This window comes from Humiphilus diazotrophicus (assembly GCF_059726315.1).
Window position 1 is genome coordinate 5,154,907 of record NZ_AP040870.1, and the last position, 17,983, is coordinate 5,172,889.

Genomic DNA, 17,983 nt, shown 5'->3' on the forward strand with positions numbered 1-17,983 from the left:
TCTTCTGCGGAGACCCAGATTCGACCTTCTACGGGTTTCCCTGCAGCCTTCTTGTCCCTGAAACAAACGTTAATCGCGCCGATTTACGGGGTAAATCGGCCCTGCTTTTCTACTGTTTACGTGTAATTTTGTCGAATATGTTCTCCAAAGCGCGAAATTTCTTCCTTGGAGGCCCGGACCATTTGAATTGGTTTATCGGGCGGCGTTGTGCATTCTGCGGGGGCCTTTCCCCTAAATATGGAAGAGCGTCTGGCATGGGAATGGCGGGATCCCTTTGATTCTCGAAGCAGGAACGGCTGAGATAAGCAATAAATTCACCCGGGGAAATCTTTGGAGATATTGGGTGTAAGAGGAGAGAGTCGGAAACTGCGCACCTGCGTGGATGATCTGCGGCGAGACCCATCTCTCATGCGCTGATCCCGCCCACCTGTAAATTTAACCTTCCCTTACGTATCCTGCGGAATTTCGTAAGTCATTTAATTGCCGTCGGTTCAACAAAGCTGTTTTGGAACGAGCTCTACAGCCATCTGGCATTACGAGACTCTCTGAGACTGCAGAGTTGGAAGAGCAAGGAAACGGGATGCGGCACTATGACTCGAAGGATGGCGATTTTGAACGGATGTGGGGGTGTGATGAATCCGTTCGGCGATTGCCCGGGATCGATGAGCTGCTGCTCGTGCAAAGAGAAGATCGGGAGGATCTTTATGCGTGCTTTTTGGAGGCTGTTTTTGCTGTTCGTCAGCGTATCGACGGTGACATGGGCCCAGGTGGATCGAGGGTCAATCACCGGTACGGTAACTGATCCGAGCGGCGCTTTGGTTTCCGGGGTGGAGGTGACGATCTATGAGGCCGAAACCGGAGTGCATTATCAGGGAGACACAACGAACGAGCAGGGTATCTATAGGGTATTGAATTTGCCGGTCGGCAAATATGCGCTGCAGTTCATTAAACCCGGGTTCAAAACCTATTCGCGTAAGGGAATCACGGTTTCTATGTCTCAGAACGTGACGCTAAACGCGAAATTGGAAGTAGGTTCTCTTCAGGAGAGTGTCACCGTAACTGCGGATGCATCCCTTCTCAACACCGAAGACGCAACTTTGGGCAGCATGGTTACGGGGAATGTCCTGACAGATCTGCCTTTGACAGCCGATGGTGGACGTGATGTTCGCGCCTTTGGCCGTTCCGTAGTGGCGACATTCAGTACCGTGCAAGGTGGCCAGCAGGGATACAACAACAGCGTCGCCGGATCGCAAATTGCCTCTCTGGCGACATCGGTAGATGGAACCAGCTCCGATGCGGGCATCATGGGAATCGTGAATGGCCCGGGAATGGATTCCGTCGATCAGTTCCAGGTGCAGACCAGCGGTATCAGTGCTGCCGCCGCACAGTCCGGTGGCGGAGAGTTGATGTATGAGCTGAAATCCGGAACCAACACTCTACATGGCAGTGCTTTCGGCTTTCTGGCGAATGAGGCCTTGAACGCCAACACCTGGGATAACAAATATTTCCTCTCCCAGTGCGACTCAGGGGATGCGAAATGCAAATCCAACTATAAGCGTCCCCTGAATCGCTATAACGATTGGGGCTTTAGCGCAGGTGGTCCAATCTGGAAGAACCATACCTTTGTCTTCGGCGCTTATGAGCGTTTTCACAAACGCAATATGACCTACATGGTCAATCAAGCGACCGTGCCGACCACAAAGATGCTTGACGGCGACTTTAGTCAGCTGCTCAATGCTGTTACAACGAATCCTTTAACGAATCAACCTTGCAATGCTCCATGCCCAACCGGCAAGCTTGATGCTTCCGGCAATCCGATTTATTTCGGTGCGATCTTCAATCCTCTGTCCCCTGGAAATGTCTTTCCAGGGAATGTCATCCCCTCCAGCTATCTCAGCAGCCAATCGAAAAAGATCGCCGACATATTCAGGAAGAACTATGCTCCGCAGAACAACAATCTGAGCCAGAACTATTGGAATCTGGCGACCTTTGGCGATCTTCCGATCAACGACAACTATCATTTCGATATTAAGTTCGATCACCACTTCTCAGAGCGCAACCACGCCAACTTCTCCTACAACCGTTATCGCGAAACACCGATACAGACCTCCGGCCTGTGGCAGCATGACACCAGCGATGGCGGACCTCTGACCCAAAGCTATGTGCAAGGAACGGTAGGTTGGCAAGTGCGTTTGCAGGACTACCACACCATCAATGCGAACCTTGTGAACTTTGCCTCGGCGTCATATAACTATTGGCTACGTTGGGATGTGAGTTCGCACTCAGTAGATAATGCAGCTCTAGGCTTTCCCTCGACTGGAACCGGAGCCAACAATTTCCCGAATATCAATTTCAACGGGAACAATAACTATGGAGAGCCGTCTTTAGGATCAAACAAAGCAGACCATTTGCCCTACTACCAAGCTCACTATAAAGATGAGCTTTCCTGGGTACGTGGACGGCACGTCCTTAAGTTCGGTGGAGAATTTGTCTCTTACGGTGCTAATAGCACCGGAGCCGATGGATACCTCAACTACACTTTTAACTCCAATACCGGCGAATCGCTCTCAACTTATAATGATCCATCGATTTCTCCCTATGTCGGCTTCGGCTTTGCTAACTTCATGGTCGGGCAAGTGGGATCTGCCTCCAAGCAAGTTGGTGGACATCTGCGCGGTCGCCGGAAGGGACTGAACTTCTATGTGGACGACACGGTCAAGTTGAATTCCAAACTCACCTTGAACGGTAGTCTACGCTGGGACTTCAATACTCCCTGGAAAGAGATTAACGGGCAGTGGACGAACTTTAATCTGGATGCGAAGAACTCCAGTTGGGCTCCACTATCGGGTGCTTTTGAGTATCTCTCCAACGGGAGCCAATCCTTTGAAAAGAATCAAGACTGGCATCTGTTTTCACCGCACATCGGAGCATCCTATCAGGTCACGAGCAAGCTGGTTGCCCGTGGCTCCTATGGATTGTTTTATGTTCCTCTTGGTATCAATCAATGGGGTGGAGCGCCGTATGCCGGTGAAGCCTCTTTCGGTTATACCGACCAGAACATCATGCCTGCAGCAGCTGTTCCTGTGAATTCCATTTATCAATGGGATGGTGGATCAACCTATCCTGGAAATATCATTACTCCTACTAGAAACCCGAATGCCAATATCATTTGTTCCTGGTGTACGGTCGCGATTGATCCCGACAAGTTGTACTTGGGCCATACGCAGAATTGGAACGTCGGTATCGAGTACGAAATTGCTCACAACACCGTTATCGATGTGAACTACATCGGCAACCGTGGCGGACATCTGCACGATGGTGCTAACGATCCCCGCAACTCTGCCCGGTGGAGTGCCTACCAGACCATCTTGCAGAAAGATTGCGGTACAGCTGATTCGGGCTTCCAGTCTTGTGCTGGACAATGGGTGAGCAGTGAGGCGGATGCGACAAAGGCCGGTGTGCCTTGGTATTCCTTCATGACTACAATGACCAACGGATCAGGAGGTTACGCTGCTCCGAATGCCTTGCGGCCCTATCCCCAGACCTCACAAAGTGGTGGAATTCTCTTTACCGATTCTGCGATTGGTAGCAGCCGTTACGACGCGCTGGTCGTAGAAGTGAAGCGTCGTACCACCAATAACCTCAGCATGGATCTGAGCTACACCTTTTCTCATGAAGCCGGCAACGTAAATCGTGCCAACGGAAACTTTGCTGAAAACTGGGGAGGAGGGAATCCATACCAGGATCCTTACGCCATGGATCAGATGAAGAACCTGGTTTCCCCGAACGATGTTCGACATGAGGTGAAGGGCTATCTCTCTTATACGTTGCCCCTGGGTAGCGGACAAAGATGGCTGGCAAATAGCCATCCGATTGTAAAGCAGGTAGTAAGCAACTGGATTGTATCAACCCTGGTTGATTACCATGGTGGACAGCCGATGGGAGCAGTACGGCCTAGTTTCTGGAGCTATCCAAACTGGGGCAATACCTTTGCGAATGTTGTAAAGACACCGGGCGCCCTGTCCAATCACTTCAAGCGTCTCGATCTCAATAATCTTGGCAACGTATCGAATCAGTTTGTTAACCCGTCGAGCTTCACGGACTTGTACGCGGCGGATGGTTCCGGCAAGTTTCTTGGAACTCTCGGAAATCAAAAGCCCTACTACAGTGACTGGAGAGGATGGGCCTGGTACAACGAGGATCTAAGCATTCTGAAGAGATTCTCTTTCCACGATAGTCGTTACAAAACCACTCTGCGTGCTGAGTTCTTCGATATCTTCAATCGTCATCATTGGAACTCACCGAATACGGGCAATATTGGAGGAGCCTATTTCGGCAATGTTACGGGGGTAAGTGGAAACCGTCGAGGTCAACTCGGTGCACGCTTCGAATGGTAATTCGTAACTGGAGCATCGTATAGCTGTGAGCGGCGGACAATCGCAAAAGCGTTTGCCCGCCGCCCTCATCCAGATGTGTATTCGACTCCTTCAAGCGAAATCGTATGTCAATGAGAACTAACCGGCGCATCGGGTCATGGAATCTTTTGCTGAGAGGCTGTGCGTATGTACTGCTAGCCTTTCTCTGTGGGATCTGCTCCACCGTGCAGGCGCAGATATCGCAGAGGACCGATGCTGGGACGAAAAATCATGACATTCGGGATACCAATGAACTTATCCGAGCAAGACAGTTGCTGGATACACCTCAATGGAAAGAATCCGAATCCATCGTACGTGACTATCTGGAAAAGAATCCCAAATCAACGGATGCACACGCACTGCTCGGCCTGGTTCTTTACCGGCAACATAAACCCCATGAATCTATGGCGGAGATTATTCGGGCTTCGGAACTCGACGAATTATCTGCCTTCGATCTTCGTATCTTTGCACTCGATTGTGCTGCAATTCCGGATTTGCAGGAAGCCGAGAAGTGGTTGATGCGCTCACTCGAAAAGAACGATCAGGATGCGGCTACCTGGGAGGCCTTGGGGCATATACGCTTCTCTGCGCAGCATTTCGATGGTGCAATCGATGCCTTGAACCACACGCTTCAACTTGCTCCGCGCACTGTTTCTGCAGAGTCATTGATCGGTCTCTCTAACGAAGGCCTTACCCAGATGGATGCTGCCGAGGCAGCATATCGCACAGCTATCGCCTGGCAAGCAGAGAAGCGGGAGAAGGATCCTGTTCCCTATATAGGGTTGGGTCGCGTCTTGTTGAATAAGAACCAACCTGAAGATGCGATTCCCTGGCTGCAGATGGCAGAGAAGTCGTCGAAGCCAGTTTCCTCAACCTATGAACTTCTTGGTCTCGCGTATGCAAAGACAGGCAGGCAAGCTGAAGCAGTAAAAGAATTGGAAGCTGCGATTCGTATCGACTTGAAGAATGAGCGGCTTTATCTCATGCTTGCGCGTGTCTATCGCCAACTCGGAAATCGGGAAAAGGCAGAAATCATGCAGGCGCAGTACACGAAGTTGAAAAGTGGTGGTGCGCAATGAAGCGGTGGAAGATTGCAAAGGCCCTGACTGTTTGCCAAAGCACCTTTGGGGCGCTGGCAATCTTCTTTTCCCTGTCCGCCAGATCTTATACGCAAAGTTGCGATCAGGACCCGGGTGTGCGATTTGCAGAGAAAGCGAATACTTATGGAATCAATTTTCGCCACCACGCTTATCACAGTTCGAGGAGCTATCCTCTGGAGGTTATGGGCTCCGGTGTCGCCTTGCTGGATTACGACAACGACGGCCTGCTAGACATCTTCTTTGTGAATGGAGCTTCGTTTCCCGATCCTAATAAGGAGAAACGTGAACCGCATAAATCTGGGCCTGAGGATTGGAATCGCCTATACCACCAGAAGCCAGATGGAACCTTTGAGGATGTAACAGCAAAGGCTGGAGTGGCAGGGGAAGGCTATGGAATGGGCGTTGCCGTGGGCGACTACGATAACGACGGGTATGAGGACCTGTTTGTTACGGGGTTTCCGAATAACCGGCTTTACCACAACAACGGTAACGGGACATTCACCGATGTGACAACATCTGCCGGAGTAACTGGTGACGGATGGTCGACGAGTGCAGCCTGGGTTGATCTCGATCATGATGGCTGGCTCGATCTGGTGGTGCTGCGTTATTTGAAGTGGAACTTTGACGACAAAGAGTGCCCTACTCCGGATGGAAAGCAAAGCTATTGTGATCCGAAGATCTTCCCAGCGATTGAGCCACTTGTCTATCACAACGATGGCAAAGGCCACTTTACTGAGGTTACTCAAAAGATTGGTATGGGGCGTCCTGGCAAGGGACTCGGCATTGCCATTGCCGATTACGACCGTGACGGGAAGATCGACGTATATGTTGCGAACGACGGCATGGATGAGTTTCTCTTCCGGAATAAAGGCGATGGGAGCTTCGAAGAAGTAGGTATAACAGCAAATGTTGCGGCCGATGAGAATGGACACAATTTCGCCGGAATGGGAGTTGTTTTCGAGGATCTCAATAGAGATGGTCATCCGGACATAGTGGTGGGCGACCTTGCCTTGCAGACGTATGCGTTGTATCTGAATCGCGGAGACGGCAGTTTTGACTATTCCAGTGCTTCGGCAGGATTGACCCGGCTTACCATGGGACATTCAGCGTGGGGGATGCAGGCTGTCGATGTCGATAATCGCGGGGCAAGAGACTTGGTTATCGCCCAAGGGCACGTCAATATAGATATTCAAAAAGATAATCCTCGTCTGAACTATCTCGAACCGCCTGCGCTGTTACGTAATGCCGGCCCTAGCTATCGCAATGCCTCGGGTTGTCTTGGAGAAATTTCCAGTATTCCGTTTGCCGGTCGAGGTTTGGCTGTTGGAGATATCGATAATGATGGACAAGTCGATGTCGTTATATCCAGTAATGATGGACGGGCATTCCTTCTGCACAACGAATCGACGGTTGAGAATCACTGGATCTCATTGCAGCTAATCGGAGGTGCAAGTAATCGGGACGGGATTGGTGCCGGAGTCAAACTTGTAACCAACAAAGGTATCCAGTGGGCGACGGTAACAACTTCCGGGAGTTATGAGTCTGCAAGCGATAAGCGAATGCATTTCGGTTTAGGGGCAGAAACAGTAATACGAGAAATCGAGATCCTCTGGCCTTCGGGCTTGAAGGAAACGATAGTTCCGTCTCATGTCGATCGTCTTTACACCGTGACAGAAGGTAAAGGAATTAGCAGGGTTTCCTGTGGTAACAAATCCTGTTCCGCAGAAGCAGAGCCCCTTGCGGCGGCTCTGCAGTCAGCGCAATCCACGGTCGAAAGAAGGCAGAGCGGCAAAAAGTGAATATTGGGGGAGAATTGGCTGTCAGGAAATCTAAAGAGAAACGGAGTTCAGGATCTCAATATCCTGGACGTCGCGATGTGCTTTGCGGTCTTGGCGCAATCCTCCTGTCGGGAGTGTTGCCTGGGCGTGGATGGTCACAAACCGCTCCTTTGAAGCGTGACGAGATTGAACAGCTGCTAAAGCCACTATTGATTACTGAAGATTCTTCGATGTGGAAGTTTGCTGTGGATGTGTATGAGTACTGCATCTTCGACCGCATTCAATCGGCTGTTCCGCCGCTTCGCCATCCCTGGTTGGTTCCGGGAGGGATCTATGTTGGACAGTGGCTGTGGGATACGACGTTCTTAACGGATCTGCTTGCAATTGTTCCTGGCCAACAAGCGTTTATTCGCGGGATCTACACTAACTATTGGGAGTTTCAAGAGAGATGGAATCAGGCGAAACCCGACTATGCCCGTGGGATGATTGCTAATTTTATCGCACCAGAGAGTGGGCCTCCTGGTTTTACCGGGAAGGATTGGCTACGTTTCCCTACATATTCGCAGGCTCCTCTGCTGGCTTGGGGTGTGGAGCGAGTCTATCGGCGCAATCATGATGTGGAACTAGTACGCCTTGCATTACCGCATCTGGAGTCCTTTCACGACTGGTATTGGCGTGAACGCGATCTGGATGGAGTCGGCATGGTAACTGTAGGCGTGTATGACGGGATGATTCAACACGCGCGCTATGAGACCTACGATAATGAAGTCGATCTCGATACCCTGAAACTTACTCCTCACCCTGGCCGACCTAAAGGTCCTGAGAATGGCAACTGGTATGGGGATATCTACATTCCGGCAAATACAGCTTACCTGCTGCTTTCGGAACAGAGCCTGATCCGCTTGGCGGAAGCTGCGGGAGATGAGTCGCTGGCAGCCCGCCGCCGTCCTATTCTCGCCAAGGGAATTGATGCGATGCGCAAGCATATGTGGGATGAAAAGCAGGGGTGTTTCCTGGCTGTACGCAGAGAAGGATTGCACAAGATATCCACCGCAACTGTCGGCGGCATGGTGCCCTTGCAGGCACGAATTCCCACGGCGGAGCAAGCTGCGCGCATGGCTCGCGCTCTGGTGACTCCGCATTGGAAGACGCATGTCCCGATTCCCTCCGTCGATGCCAAGGATCGTCAATACAAGAGCGATGGATTCTGGCGTGGCGATGTGTGGCCTTCGTCTGTCTATCAGACTCTTGAAGGGTTATCCGCCTATGGACATAAAGAGGTGGTTGCAGAGCTGGCCGGACGACTGCTCGATAATGCACTCAAAGTAGGTATCAGTGAGCATTACGATTCCAGGACAGGAGTTCCATTGGGAGTGAGAAATTTGGGCATGTCGGCAGTGATGCTGACTATGGCATTGGAAGGACTAAGTCCCCGGCATGTAATTCGGGTGGCATAAATAGGCATAGCGTTCTTTTGTAAGACTGCGGTTTTGTTTCTTAAGGAGAGTTCGATCATGTATTCATCCCGGTGGGATGTTCTGTTTACCTTTTTGGGCCTTTTGGTTTTTCAGGTTGGAGTTCCCGGCGCACGAGCTCAGGCTCCAGTACCCGATAGTCCGGCGATTGAACAACGTGTTGACAAGATGCTTTCGGCACTTACGTTGGAACAAAAGATTCGCTTGATTGGTGGCGAAGATAGCCTGTTTATCCGGGCCGAGCCATCTGCGAGTTTCCCTAAATTGAAAATGTCGGATGGCCCGTTAGGCGTGCGGAGTTGGGGACCTGTGACTGGATTTACTGCGGGTATAGGATTGGCTGCCACCTGGAATCCCGAGTTGGCCCAGAGCGTTGGTTCGGCTCTAGGCCGGGACGCACGTGCACGCGGAGTTCACTTCCTTTTGGGCCCGGGGGTGAATATTTACCGCGCTCCTATGACAGGCAGGAACTTTGAATACTTCGGTGAAGACCCCTTCCTCTCTTCTCGCATTACTGTCGGCTATATCCGTGGCGTGCAAGACCAGGGGGTAATTGCCACGGTGAAGCATTTTGCCGCGAACAATCAGGAGTATGACAGGCATAACGTTAGCTCAGATCTCGATGAACGGACTCTCCGTGAGATTTATCTACCTGCCTTCGAGGCGGCAGTAAAAGAAGCTAGAGTGGGCGCCGTAATGGATTCTTATAACCTTATTAATGGCGAGCATGCTACCCAGAATTCTCATTTAAATAACGAGATCCTGAAGAAGGAATGGGGATTCAATGGCATCTTAATGTCCGATTGGTGGTCCACTTACGATGGTGTAGCCGCAGCGAATGGAGGGTTGGATCTGGAGATGCCCGATCCTAACTTCATGAATGCAAAAGCATTAATTCCTGCAGTTAAGGAAGGGAAGGTTTCCGAGGCTGTCATTGATGACAAGGTGCGCAGGATTTTTCGGACTGCAATTCGTTTTGGATTCCTTGACCGTGAGCAGCAGGACCTTTCGATCCCTGCTTATAGCCAGGAAAACCGGAAGATTGCACTTCAAGAAGCGAGAGAGAGCATCGTCCTTCTGAAGAACGATCATGCAATTCTTCCTCTCGACCTCAACAAAACGAAGACCATTGCTGTGTTAGGTCCCGATGCGTGGCCTGCAGTAATTGGCGGCGGTGGCAGTTCACAAGTGACACCTTTCGCTGCAGCAAGTCTGTTGACTGGACTTAGCGATACTTATGCAGGAAAGACGAAGATTTTATATGCACGTGGCGTTCCTCCTCTGGATGAAATGCTAGGTAAGACAACTTTCCAACTGCCGGCCAAGATTGCATCCGCGGAAATTGCTGGAGCAAAAGGCCATAGCGTGATGGTCGAACAGTTCGATAACGCGGATTTCACCGGCACTCCACTATCGACGCGTTTTGTCGATCATGTCGATACGATCCAGAATCCAGAAGGTTCGCTGAACCCGCAACCGAAGGGAATTCGTTATTCAACCGAATTTGTGCCAACAGAAGACGGCATCTATTTGTTCCTGGCGACTGCTGGCGGCGGTGGAGCCTACAACTTATATGTTGATGGCAAGCCTCAAATTCGCCAGATTGCACGGGAGGGAATCGAGCCACAGTGGGTAGAGCTTCCGCTGAAGGCTGGTCGCTCAGTAGCCGTGCGGCTTGATTATGTACCAGCAACCGGAGGAACTCCTCAAACAGGTTTAGCCATCCGTTCAATTAAGGAGATGGTTACACCCGAAGCCCGGAGGATTGCTTCCATGGCAGATGTTGCGGTTGTCAACGCCGGATTTGAAGGTTCAACCGAAAGCGAAGGCTTTGATCGTCCCTACATGCTTCCTTGGGGACAGGATGAGCTGATTGAGGCTGCTCTTGCTGCCAATCCAAAAACCATTGTTGTCCTCACCGGTGGTGGTGATGTCGATACACACCGCTGGGTAGAAAAGGTTCCGGCATTATTGCACCAGTGGTATCCGGGGCAAGAGGGGGCAACTGCATTGGCGGAGATTCTTTCCGGCGTTCGTTCTCCTGAGGGAAGGCTGCCCATTACGTTCCCTCATAGCTGGGAAGAGAATCCTACTCACGACAGCTACTACGCGCCTGAAGCCCCCACCGGCAAGACACCGCATGTTCGTTACAGCGAAGGTGTATTCGTAGGCTATCGTGCATTTGTAACTTCGAATAAGACTCCGTTATTTCCTTTTGGCTTCGGTTTGACCTATACGTCGTTCTCTTTTTCAAACCTGAAGGTTGTACCGAATACCACCAATGGACATCCTTCCGTACAGGTATCTTTCGATGTGACGAATACCGGAAAGGTCGCAAGTGCGGATGTTGCTCAGGTTTATGTCGGCGACCCTTCCTCCAAAGTGAAGCGTCCAAGAATCGAACTCAAAGGCTTTCAGAAGGTTCGGCTCGCTTCCAGAGAGAAGCGTCATATCTCCCTTTCGCTCGATGAACGTGCATTCTCTTATTGGGACGAAAGCGGAAATCGCTGGCAGTGGGATCCCGGCACTTTCACCGTGGCGGTGGGTGACTCATCGGCGAACACTCCTTTGACAACCAATATCGAACTGAAAAAGTAGGCCGTTCGGCGGAGCATCTTCGATGTTCCGCCGCTTATCTAGGGCGGGGTTCTCTGCATAAGTCCCGCGAACGGTACAGCTGTGTCTGAAGGCGATGCCCGAACTGAGGAAGAGCACTGTCTTGGTACACGAAGAGTTGTCTGGTCCTGATTTAACGGAAAGCTGCGCCAACTTCTATCACTTTGGTCTACATCTTTTCGGGAAATGCTCTAGGGAGAAAGATCGATGCTATCAGTCAAATCTAGCCGTAAAGTTCTGCCATCGGTGTTGGTGCTCATGAGCATTTTGTTCGGTGGTGCAATGCGGGCCGGGTGGGCCATGGAAACGCATGGATCTCCAGCAAATGCAAATAAAGAATGGACGCTTGTTTGGAGCGATGAATTCAATGGTCCCGATGGAAGTCCTCCCGATTCCAGCAAGTGGAGTGCTGTAGTAGGCGGATCCGGTTTCGGGAATGAAGAGCTTGAGTCCTATACGGATCGCCCGGAAAATCTTAGACAGGAGAAGGGAAATCTCGTCATCACCGCGAGACGAAAAAGCGGCATCGCCGAAGCGCCTATTACTCACAGTTACACGTCTGCACGCATTCAAACGAAGGGACACTTTGAGCAGAAGTACGGGCGAGTAGAAGCGAGAATCAAAATGCCAGGCGGGCAAGGAATTTGGCCTGCGTTTTGGATGTTGGGAGCCGATTGGGGAACCGTAAAGTGGCCAGGTTGTGGAGAAATCGATATTGTGGAGAACGTCGGATCTGAACCGTCGGTTGTGCACGGGAGTTTGCATGGCCCGGGCTATTCGGGAGATTTTGCTTTAACCGGCAAATTCATGCTGCCTACAGGTACCCGATTCAGTGACGATTTTCATGTCTTTGCTGTGGAGTGGGAGCCGCAGGCAATTCGCTTTTATGTGGACGACGTGCTCTATCAAACACAGAAGGCCGAGGACCTTGGCCCAGGAAAGCGATGGGTCTTCGATCATCCCTTTTTTATTCTCCTGAACGTCGCCGTCGGGGGGCGTTGGCCGGGAGATCCTGATGCTACTACCATGTTTCCTGCAAGTATGCTCGTAGATTACGTACGTGTATACCGTTGATCTTGAACAATTCAGAGTACTTGGAATTCAAGCGGAAGAAGGGTAGGGATATTTCTCTTCAGATGGTATTCTGCGTGCAAGTATTGTCAGACAAACGTCGCCAACGTTAGCATCGTGACCAGCACAGCAACTTCGGTCCGAGATTTGATCGTTGACTCCGGCGTTGTCGGCATGGTGCGCAGACGAAAATGCATCTCGACCCATCAAGTGGAGAACTGAACCAGTCCAAGGCTTCGGCTTCTGTTTCTGCCAGTGAATCCAGTGAGACATCTCATCCTCAGCCGTTTGCTTTGGAGCGTGCGGAACTGGAGTGGGTCCTTGCCCAGCCGGAGATTAGCCGTGCCGCAAATCTAGTCCGCTTTCTCTCCTTCATTTGTAGCAAGTATTTTGAGGGCGAAATTCGGGATATTCGGGAGCACACAATTGCTACCGAAGCTCTTGGCCGCAAATCTTCAAACTTTGATTCCCATATCGATCCCATTGTGCGCGTTACAGCTCGCACTCTTCGGAAAAAGCTGCAAACGCTTTATTCGTCAGATGGACAAAACCGGCAGCTTCAAATCGTGCTTCCTGTCGGACGTTACGTCCCTGAGTTTGTACAACGTGTAGAGGCTGCGATTCAGACCCCTCCTTCAGATCTAACTGAGAATGCATCTGAAAAGGTCGAGTCCGAGGACCTTGAGACATCGTTGCCTGGGGATGTTGCTAAAGAGGAGACTTCACGGTCTATCCCATCTTTCGTAACCAGATTGCGTAACACCTGGAAGATTACTGCCGCTCTCGTCGTGGTAGTCGTCGTCTTTCTTGCTGGTTTTCTCTTCGGGCGGCATGCGAACAGATTTCCCGATCCAGTTGCAAAGGACCTGCATTGGGGAGAACCGGTATGGAACGATGAGTTTGATGGGAACGCGCAGCAACTGCCTGATTCGGCAAAGTGGACCTACGAGCTAGAGCCTCAATGGGAGATCGGAGCTGGGCATCAGAACGTTTACTGCTCCCCTCAGCCCGGAGTTTCCAAGGAATGCGATCCCCACCGTCCAAATGCTTTTGAGGATGGCATGGGACATCTGATACTTCGTGCACAGAAGAACAATAACGGAATTTGGACAGTTATCCGGCTCACGACCAAAGGTCTTAAAAGCTTTCAGTATGGGCGTATTGAAGCCCGTATGAAGTTGCCTGTAGGCAAGGGACTGTGGCCATCGTTTGTGATGGCGGGCTCGAATATGGATACCGTCGGTTGGCCTGTTTCCGGCTCCGTGGACATCATGGAGAATGTGTCACTCACACCGGGAGCTAACGGCTTGGGACCTACGATGATCCGGTCCACGTTGCATGGCCCGCGCTACTTCGGTTCGAACGGTCTATGGCACGACTTCAAGCTGCCAAACGGTGCCAGGGTGGACGACGGAAGCTTTCATACTTACGGCATCATCTGGTCTCCAGGATTGATGCAGTTTTATGTAGATGATCCAGCCAATGTTTATTTTGTCCATGAAGCCAGTGATGTTCCCGAGGGCGGTGCCTGGGTATTCGATCATCCGTTCTACTTGATGATGAATTTCAGTGTCGGAGGCGACTGGGCCGGTGAGCCGGATGCTACAACGCCCAATCCGGCGGATGTACTGGTCGATTATGTACGGGCTTACAAGATTCCAACGGTTCCGGCACCCAAGATTGAGTGGCAACCCGGACGTGTGAGGGCTGGCTCTTCTGCTCCAAGTATTGTCTCTCTGAATGCTACGAGCTATGCCGGACGGGTGCGGCTGAGCTGTACTACCGATTCTTCCGCTGTGCCTTGCTCACTGGCGACCTCAGTGCTGGATTTTTCCAATACTCTTTCGCAGCAGGACACCCTGACGCTTTCAACGAATTCTTTTACCGAGAAGGGAAGAATAGAGGCTCCCCCAGGCCGCTATAAAGTAACCATCACCGCTACGACGATCAGCGGTGATCGCTCTCAACTGACAATGCCCTTCGAAGTAAAGAAAGGCGACTGAGCTTTGATCGCGCCTTGAGGCTCGGTTATCAATCGATCTCGGAAATCTTCAATCCTGCAATTTCTAATTCCAGCCCACCGAATTCCGGATGCTCATTTTCCCGCAGGCGGTAAGCGATATCGATGATGCTCTCTTCCCCAATGCCCATCGCTTGCACCCGGTCTGCCCAGTGCCATCCTAGAGCAGGAAAACTGGTGCCACGAGGACCTTGCGAAACCTGTAGACGTATGTGCCGCTCTTTGATGATTCGGGGAGGTGCAGCAACGCGAACCTTTCGCGCAATCAGAATTGGATCGGGATTACCGATGCCAACCGGCTCCAGTTTGCGTAGCCAGCCATAGACTGTGGGGGTAATGCGGTCCAGGGGCAGCTCCGCATGGCATTCCAGAACGACGGCAGGTTCTTCTCCTCCGCTCTTGGCCTCGGCGTATTCATTCATTCGCCTCCGCAGTTCGGGAACCCGGTCCGAGGGAAGAGAGAAACCGACGGCATGAGAGTGACCGCCAAAACGTGAGAAAAGATCGGCGCAGCTCTCCAGTGCCTCCAAGAGGTGAAAGCCTGGAATAGAGCGACCTGAGCCATGTGCAACATCACCCTCGTAGGTGATGACCAGTGCCGGTCTTGCCGTGCGGTCCACCACACGAGAGGCCAAAATACCGATGACTCCCCGATGCCATCCTTGGCCATCGATAACCAGGCAGTGAGCTCGTTGCAGATTCTCGTCTTGAGCCAGGAGTATTTCGATTTCGTCCAGAGCTGCCAGCTCCGTCTCCCGGCGTTCCGTATTTAGTCTGTCGAGTTTTGCCGCGAGTTCCTGTGCGCGGCCGTGGTCCCGCGTTGTAAAGAGCTCAACAACCTCTGAGGCGACATCCATGCGTCCTGCAGCATTGATTCGCGGTGCAAGGCGGAATGCCACATCCACAGCGGTGAGCTTGCGTTGTGCCGGATCCAGATTGGCTACCTGCATCAGAGCCCTGAGCCCAGCCGCCATAGGTCGGCGCAGTTCTTGCAGCCCAACGGCTGCAATGATGCGGTTTTCGCCAAGAAGTGGCACAGCGTCGGCTACAGTAGCAATTGCCAGCATCTTTAGGAAGGACGGCAGAATTTTGTTACGGGTGCGTTCCCGGTCTTGAGCTTCGAGCAGTGCCTGAGCCAGCTTGAAGGCGACACCTGCGCCACAGAGATGCTTGCAGGGGTATCCGCAACCTGGCTGATTGGGATTCAGGACGGCGATGGCGTCCGGTATCGTTTCGTCGCCATCGGGAAGATGATGGTCGGTAATAATCAGGTCGAGCCCTAACTCTTTTGCAATTTCCGCTTCGGCGAAGGCTCGCATGCCTGTATCTACGCTGACTACCAGCCGGATCTTCTCCTGTGCAGCAATCTCCAGAACGCTTCCCTGGATTCCATAGCCTTCCTTCAATCGATGGGGAACATGGAAGCGGACTATCCCTCCGAGCATCTCAAGGGCTGTCTTCAGGAGGACAATTGCCGTGGTACCGTCAACGTCGTAGTCCCCATAGATCAGGATCGGTTCCTGTTCGCTGATGGCTGTCTGCAATCGTTTGACGGCAGCCTGCATGCCGAACATGGCATAGGGATCGGTGAGGTTGGCGATGTCCGGGTGGAGAAAGGAATGGGCATCCTTTTCGTTTGTAATACCACGTGCAACCAGCAACTCGGCTATCAGCTGGGGCAGTTGGGCAGAACGTGCCAACTCTGCCGCCAGCACTGGATCGGTTTCCGCGAGTAGCCAGCGTTGCTTAAGAGGCTTCTGATTTCGAGGTAGAGCAACTTCCGTTGAGGCCATTACTCTTCGTCGTCGCCTGAATCGTCAATCAAAATGTCGCCGAAACCCTCAACCTCTTCCAGGAGCTCCTGATAGCGTTCATACCATTCAGTCGAGCTTTCGTGCAGAAAGGCCACGCCCTGGTGAATAAAACCCAGCTGGATATAGCCGGTCTTTCCGGCGAATTGTTCTAGCCACTGGGCGTCCGCAATCTCGGTTGCGTCTTCGTCCGGGAAGTTCTGGTCGCGCACCCGCTCTTGCAGAATCTCGATTTCGTCTCGATCGAGGGTGATTGTGCTCATCGTCAGGAACGGAGCTCCGGCTGTTTTGGCCATTTCGACGAAATCTTTCCAGCTGTCCGGGTTGTCTTCATCTTCCCACAGGACACTGGGGATGTCTTCGGTTACATAGCCGGGCAGGCGGCGCATTCCGTGACCTTCAATGAACGCCACCATGTCGTCTTTCAGCGATAGCAAGTTTTCTGCGCGCATGATTTCTATCTTATTGTCGCAGATGGTAATGCCATGGAACGGAGTTGGGAAGAAGGAATGCGTTCACCTGTACTTCAGGATCAAAACAGTCATCAGGATCATCCTTTAGGATCAAAAGAGAAGGAGTTCTCCCTTGCCCAACTTGGAACGCCACGTTTTTGTCTGTACCAACCACCGCGAACCTGGCAGTGCTCGCCCTTCTTGTACGATGGACGGAAAAAGTGAACTGCATCGACTATTTAAGGAAAAAACCGATGCCGCCGGTCTGAAGCATCGGGTTCGCATCAATAAGTCCGGCTGCCTAGGGCAGTGCGAGCATGGGCCGACGGTGGTGGTGTATCCGGAGCAGGTCTGGTATGGGTTCGTCCGTCCGGAAGATGTCGAAACTATTGTGCAGGAGCATCTTGTCGGGGGACATCCGGTAGAGAGGCTTAGGCTCCCCCAGGAGTGCATCCAGACGGCCTCCTGCCCCCATCGGCCTGCATCCATCTTGGTTACAAAGAAGTAGATCCTGCTTTTGCCGTCCCAAAAGCGGTTGAGAGCGCTATGCTATTCTTTCGATTGATAATTCCATGATTTTCTCTCGTGAGTACGTAGGATATCTGGCGAAGCACACTGTTAAGCACCTCGTCGCCGCCAAGATGATCCGGACCGACAAGTTGCACCTTGTCGAGGAACGGGTCGCCAACGCTCTGATTGAAGAGCTTAGCCTCGAAGATCGCATCAATGAGGAAGTTCGCGTCATCCTGGAGGCCTATCAGGATGAAATGCGACGCACCGGTGCGCAATATGCGGAGATGTTCAAGAAGGTGAAGAACGAACTGGCCCGCAAGTATAAGGCGGTGCTATGAGAATCTCGCGCGACAAGCTGAATAAACTTGCCCATACCGTGGCCGATACACTGGCCGAAATCAACGAGGTCGACTTTCTCGAGGACCGGAATACGATCCGTCAGGAAGCCCGGAAAGCACTGGAGCACCTGTTGCTTGAGGAAACGAAGATCGATGCGGCTGCAAGGCAGAAGATCTCGTCCCAACGGCGAATCATTCTTGAGGGTTCTCAGGAGTGGGAGATTCTTTATCGCAAGTATTACAACGAGGAAGTAAAGAAACTCGGAATTTAAGCGGATTCAGAGATTTTAGGATCTGATGCTGCTGCCGGGATGAATGCTCATTCAATCCTGGATCATGATTTCTTGTGCTTCCTTGCTGTAAGCCCAGGCATTTGTTATCTTGGGTAAGTCAC

The 17,983-nt window shown here is 51.8% G+C and carries 12 protein-coding genes; 10 read left to right on the forward strand and 2 right to left on the reverse strand.

What is annotated here, in order from left to right; all coding sequences use genetic code 11:
• Nucleotides 1–704: 704 nt before the first annotated feature.
• The 7 genes from AC6I7T_RS21405 to AC6I7T_RS21435 all read left to right on the forward strand — a co-directional run bounded on the left by AC6I7T_RS21405 (nt 705) and on the right by AC6I7T_RS21435 (nt 14,458).
• Nucleotides 705–4,397, forward strand: a complete 3,693-nt coding sequence (locus tag AC6I7T_RS21405) for an outer membrane beta-barrel protein (protein ID WP_497789670.1) — start codon at nt 705–707, stop codon at nt 4,395–4,397.
• A gap of 104 nt (nt 4,398–4,501) precedes the next feature.
• The gene (locus AC6I7T_RS21410; protein WP_497789671.1) at nt 4,502–5,494 is read left to right on the forward strand and encodes a tetratricopeptide repeat protein; all 993 of its coding nucleotides are present in this window, start codon (nt 4,502–4,504) and stop codon (nt 5,492–5,494) included.
• A complete protein-coding gene (locus AC6I7T_RS21415; RefSeq protein ID WP_497789672.1) occupies nt 5,491–7,314 on the forward strand; it encodes a CRTAC1 family protein in 1,824 nt (607 codons plus the stop codon). Before AC6I7T_RS21410 ends, AC6I7T_RS21415 begins: the two co-directional genes overlap by 4 nt.
• Nucleotides 7,315–7,328: 14 nt before the next feature.
• Nucleotides 7,329–8,750, forward strand: coding sequence for an MGH1-like glycoside hydrolase domain-containing protein (locus AC6I7T_RS21420; protein ID WP_497789674.1), 1,422 nt, complete (start codon nt 7,329–7,331; stop codon nt 8,748–8,750).
• Between the two features lie 57 nt (nt 8,751–8,807).
• Nucleotides 8,808–11,366 carry a beta-glucosidase gene (locus AC6I7T_RS21425; RefSeq protein ID WP_497789675.1) on the forward strand — a complete coding sequence of 853 codons (2,559 nt, stop codon included), beginning with the start codon at nt 8,808–8,810 and terminating at the stop codon, nt 11,364–11,366.
• 225 nt (nt 11,367–11,591) lie between these two features.
• Entirely contained in the window at nt 11,592–12,458 is an 867-nt protein-coding gene (locus tag AC6I7T_RS21430; RefSeq protein ID WP_497789677.1) for a glycoside hydrolase family 16 protein, read from the forward strand.
• Between the two features lie 188 nt (nt 12,459–12,646).
• Entirely contained in the window at nt 12,647–14,458 is a 1,812-nt protein-coding gene (locus tag AC6I7T_RS21435; RefSeq protein WP_497789678.1) for a glycoside hydrolase family 16 protein, read from the forward strand.
• 28 nt (nt 14,459–14,486) lie between these two features.
• Here the strand turns inward: AC6I7T_RS21435 and recJ are convergent, their stop codons facing one another.
• Nucleotides 14,487–16,268: a single-stranded-DNA-specific exonuclease RecJ gene (gene recJ / locus AC6I7T_RS21440; protein WP_497789679.1), complete on the reverse strand. Its 1,782-nt coding sequence runs from the start codon at nt 16,266–16,268 to the stop codon at nt 14,487–14,489.
• Complete coding sequence (locus AC6I7T_RS21445) at nt 16,268–16,738, reverse strand: hypothetical protein (protein WP_497789680.1); 471 nt, start codon at nt 16,736–16,738, stop codon at nt 16,268–16,270. Before AC6I7T_RS21445 ends, recJ begins: the two co-directional genes overlap by 1 nt.
• A 133-nt stretch (nt 16,739–16,871) precedes the next feature.
• On the opposite strand from AC6I7T_RS21445, the gene AC6I7T_RS21450 reads away from it, so the two are divergent.
• From AC6I7T_RS21450 to AC6I7T_RS21460, 3 genes are all read left to right on the forward strand, one after another.
• Nucleotides 16,872–17,246, forward strand: a complete 375-nt coding sequence (locus tag AC6I7T_RS21450; protein WP_497789682.1) for a (2Fe-2S) ferredoxin domain-containing protein — start codon at nt 16,872–16,874, stop codon at nt 17,244–17,246.
• A gap of 64 nt (nt 17,247–17,310) precedes the next feature.
• Nucleotides 17,311–17,589, forward strand: coding sequence for a DUF507 family protein (locus AC6I7T_RS21455; protein ID WP_497789683.1), 279 nt, complete (start codon nt 17,311–17,313; stop codon nt 17,587–17,589).
• Nucleotides 17,586–17,861: a DUF507 family protein gene (locus AC6I7T_RS21460; protein WP_497789684.1), complete on the forward strand. Its 276-nt coding sequence runs from the start codon at nt 17,586–17,588 to the stop codon at nt 17,859–17,861. The genes AC6I7T_RS21455 and AC6I7T_RS21460 overlap by 4 nt, the downstream gene beginning before the upstream one ends.
• The last annotated feature ends 122 nt before the right edge of the window (nt 17,862–17,983 follow it).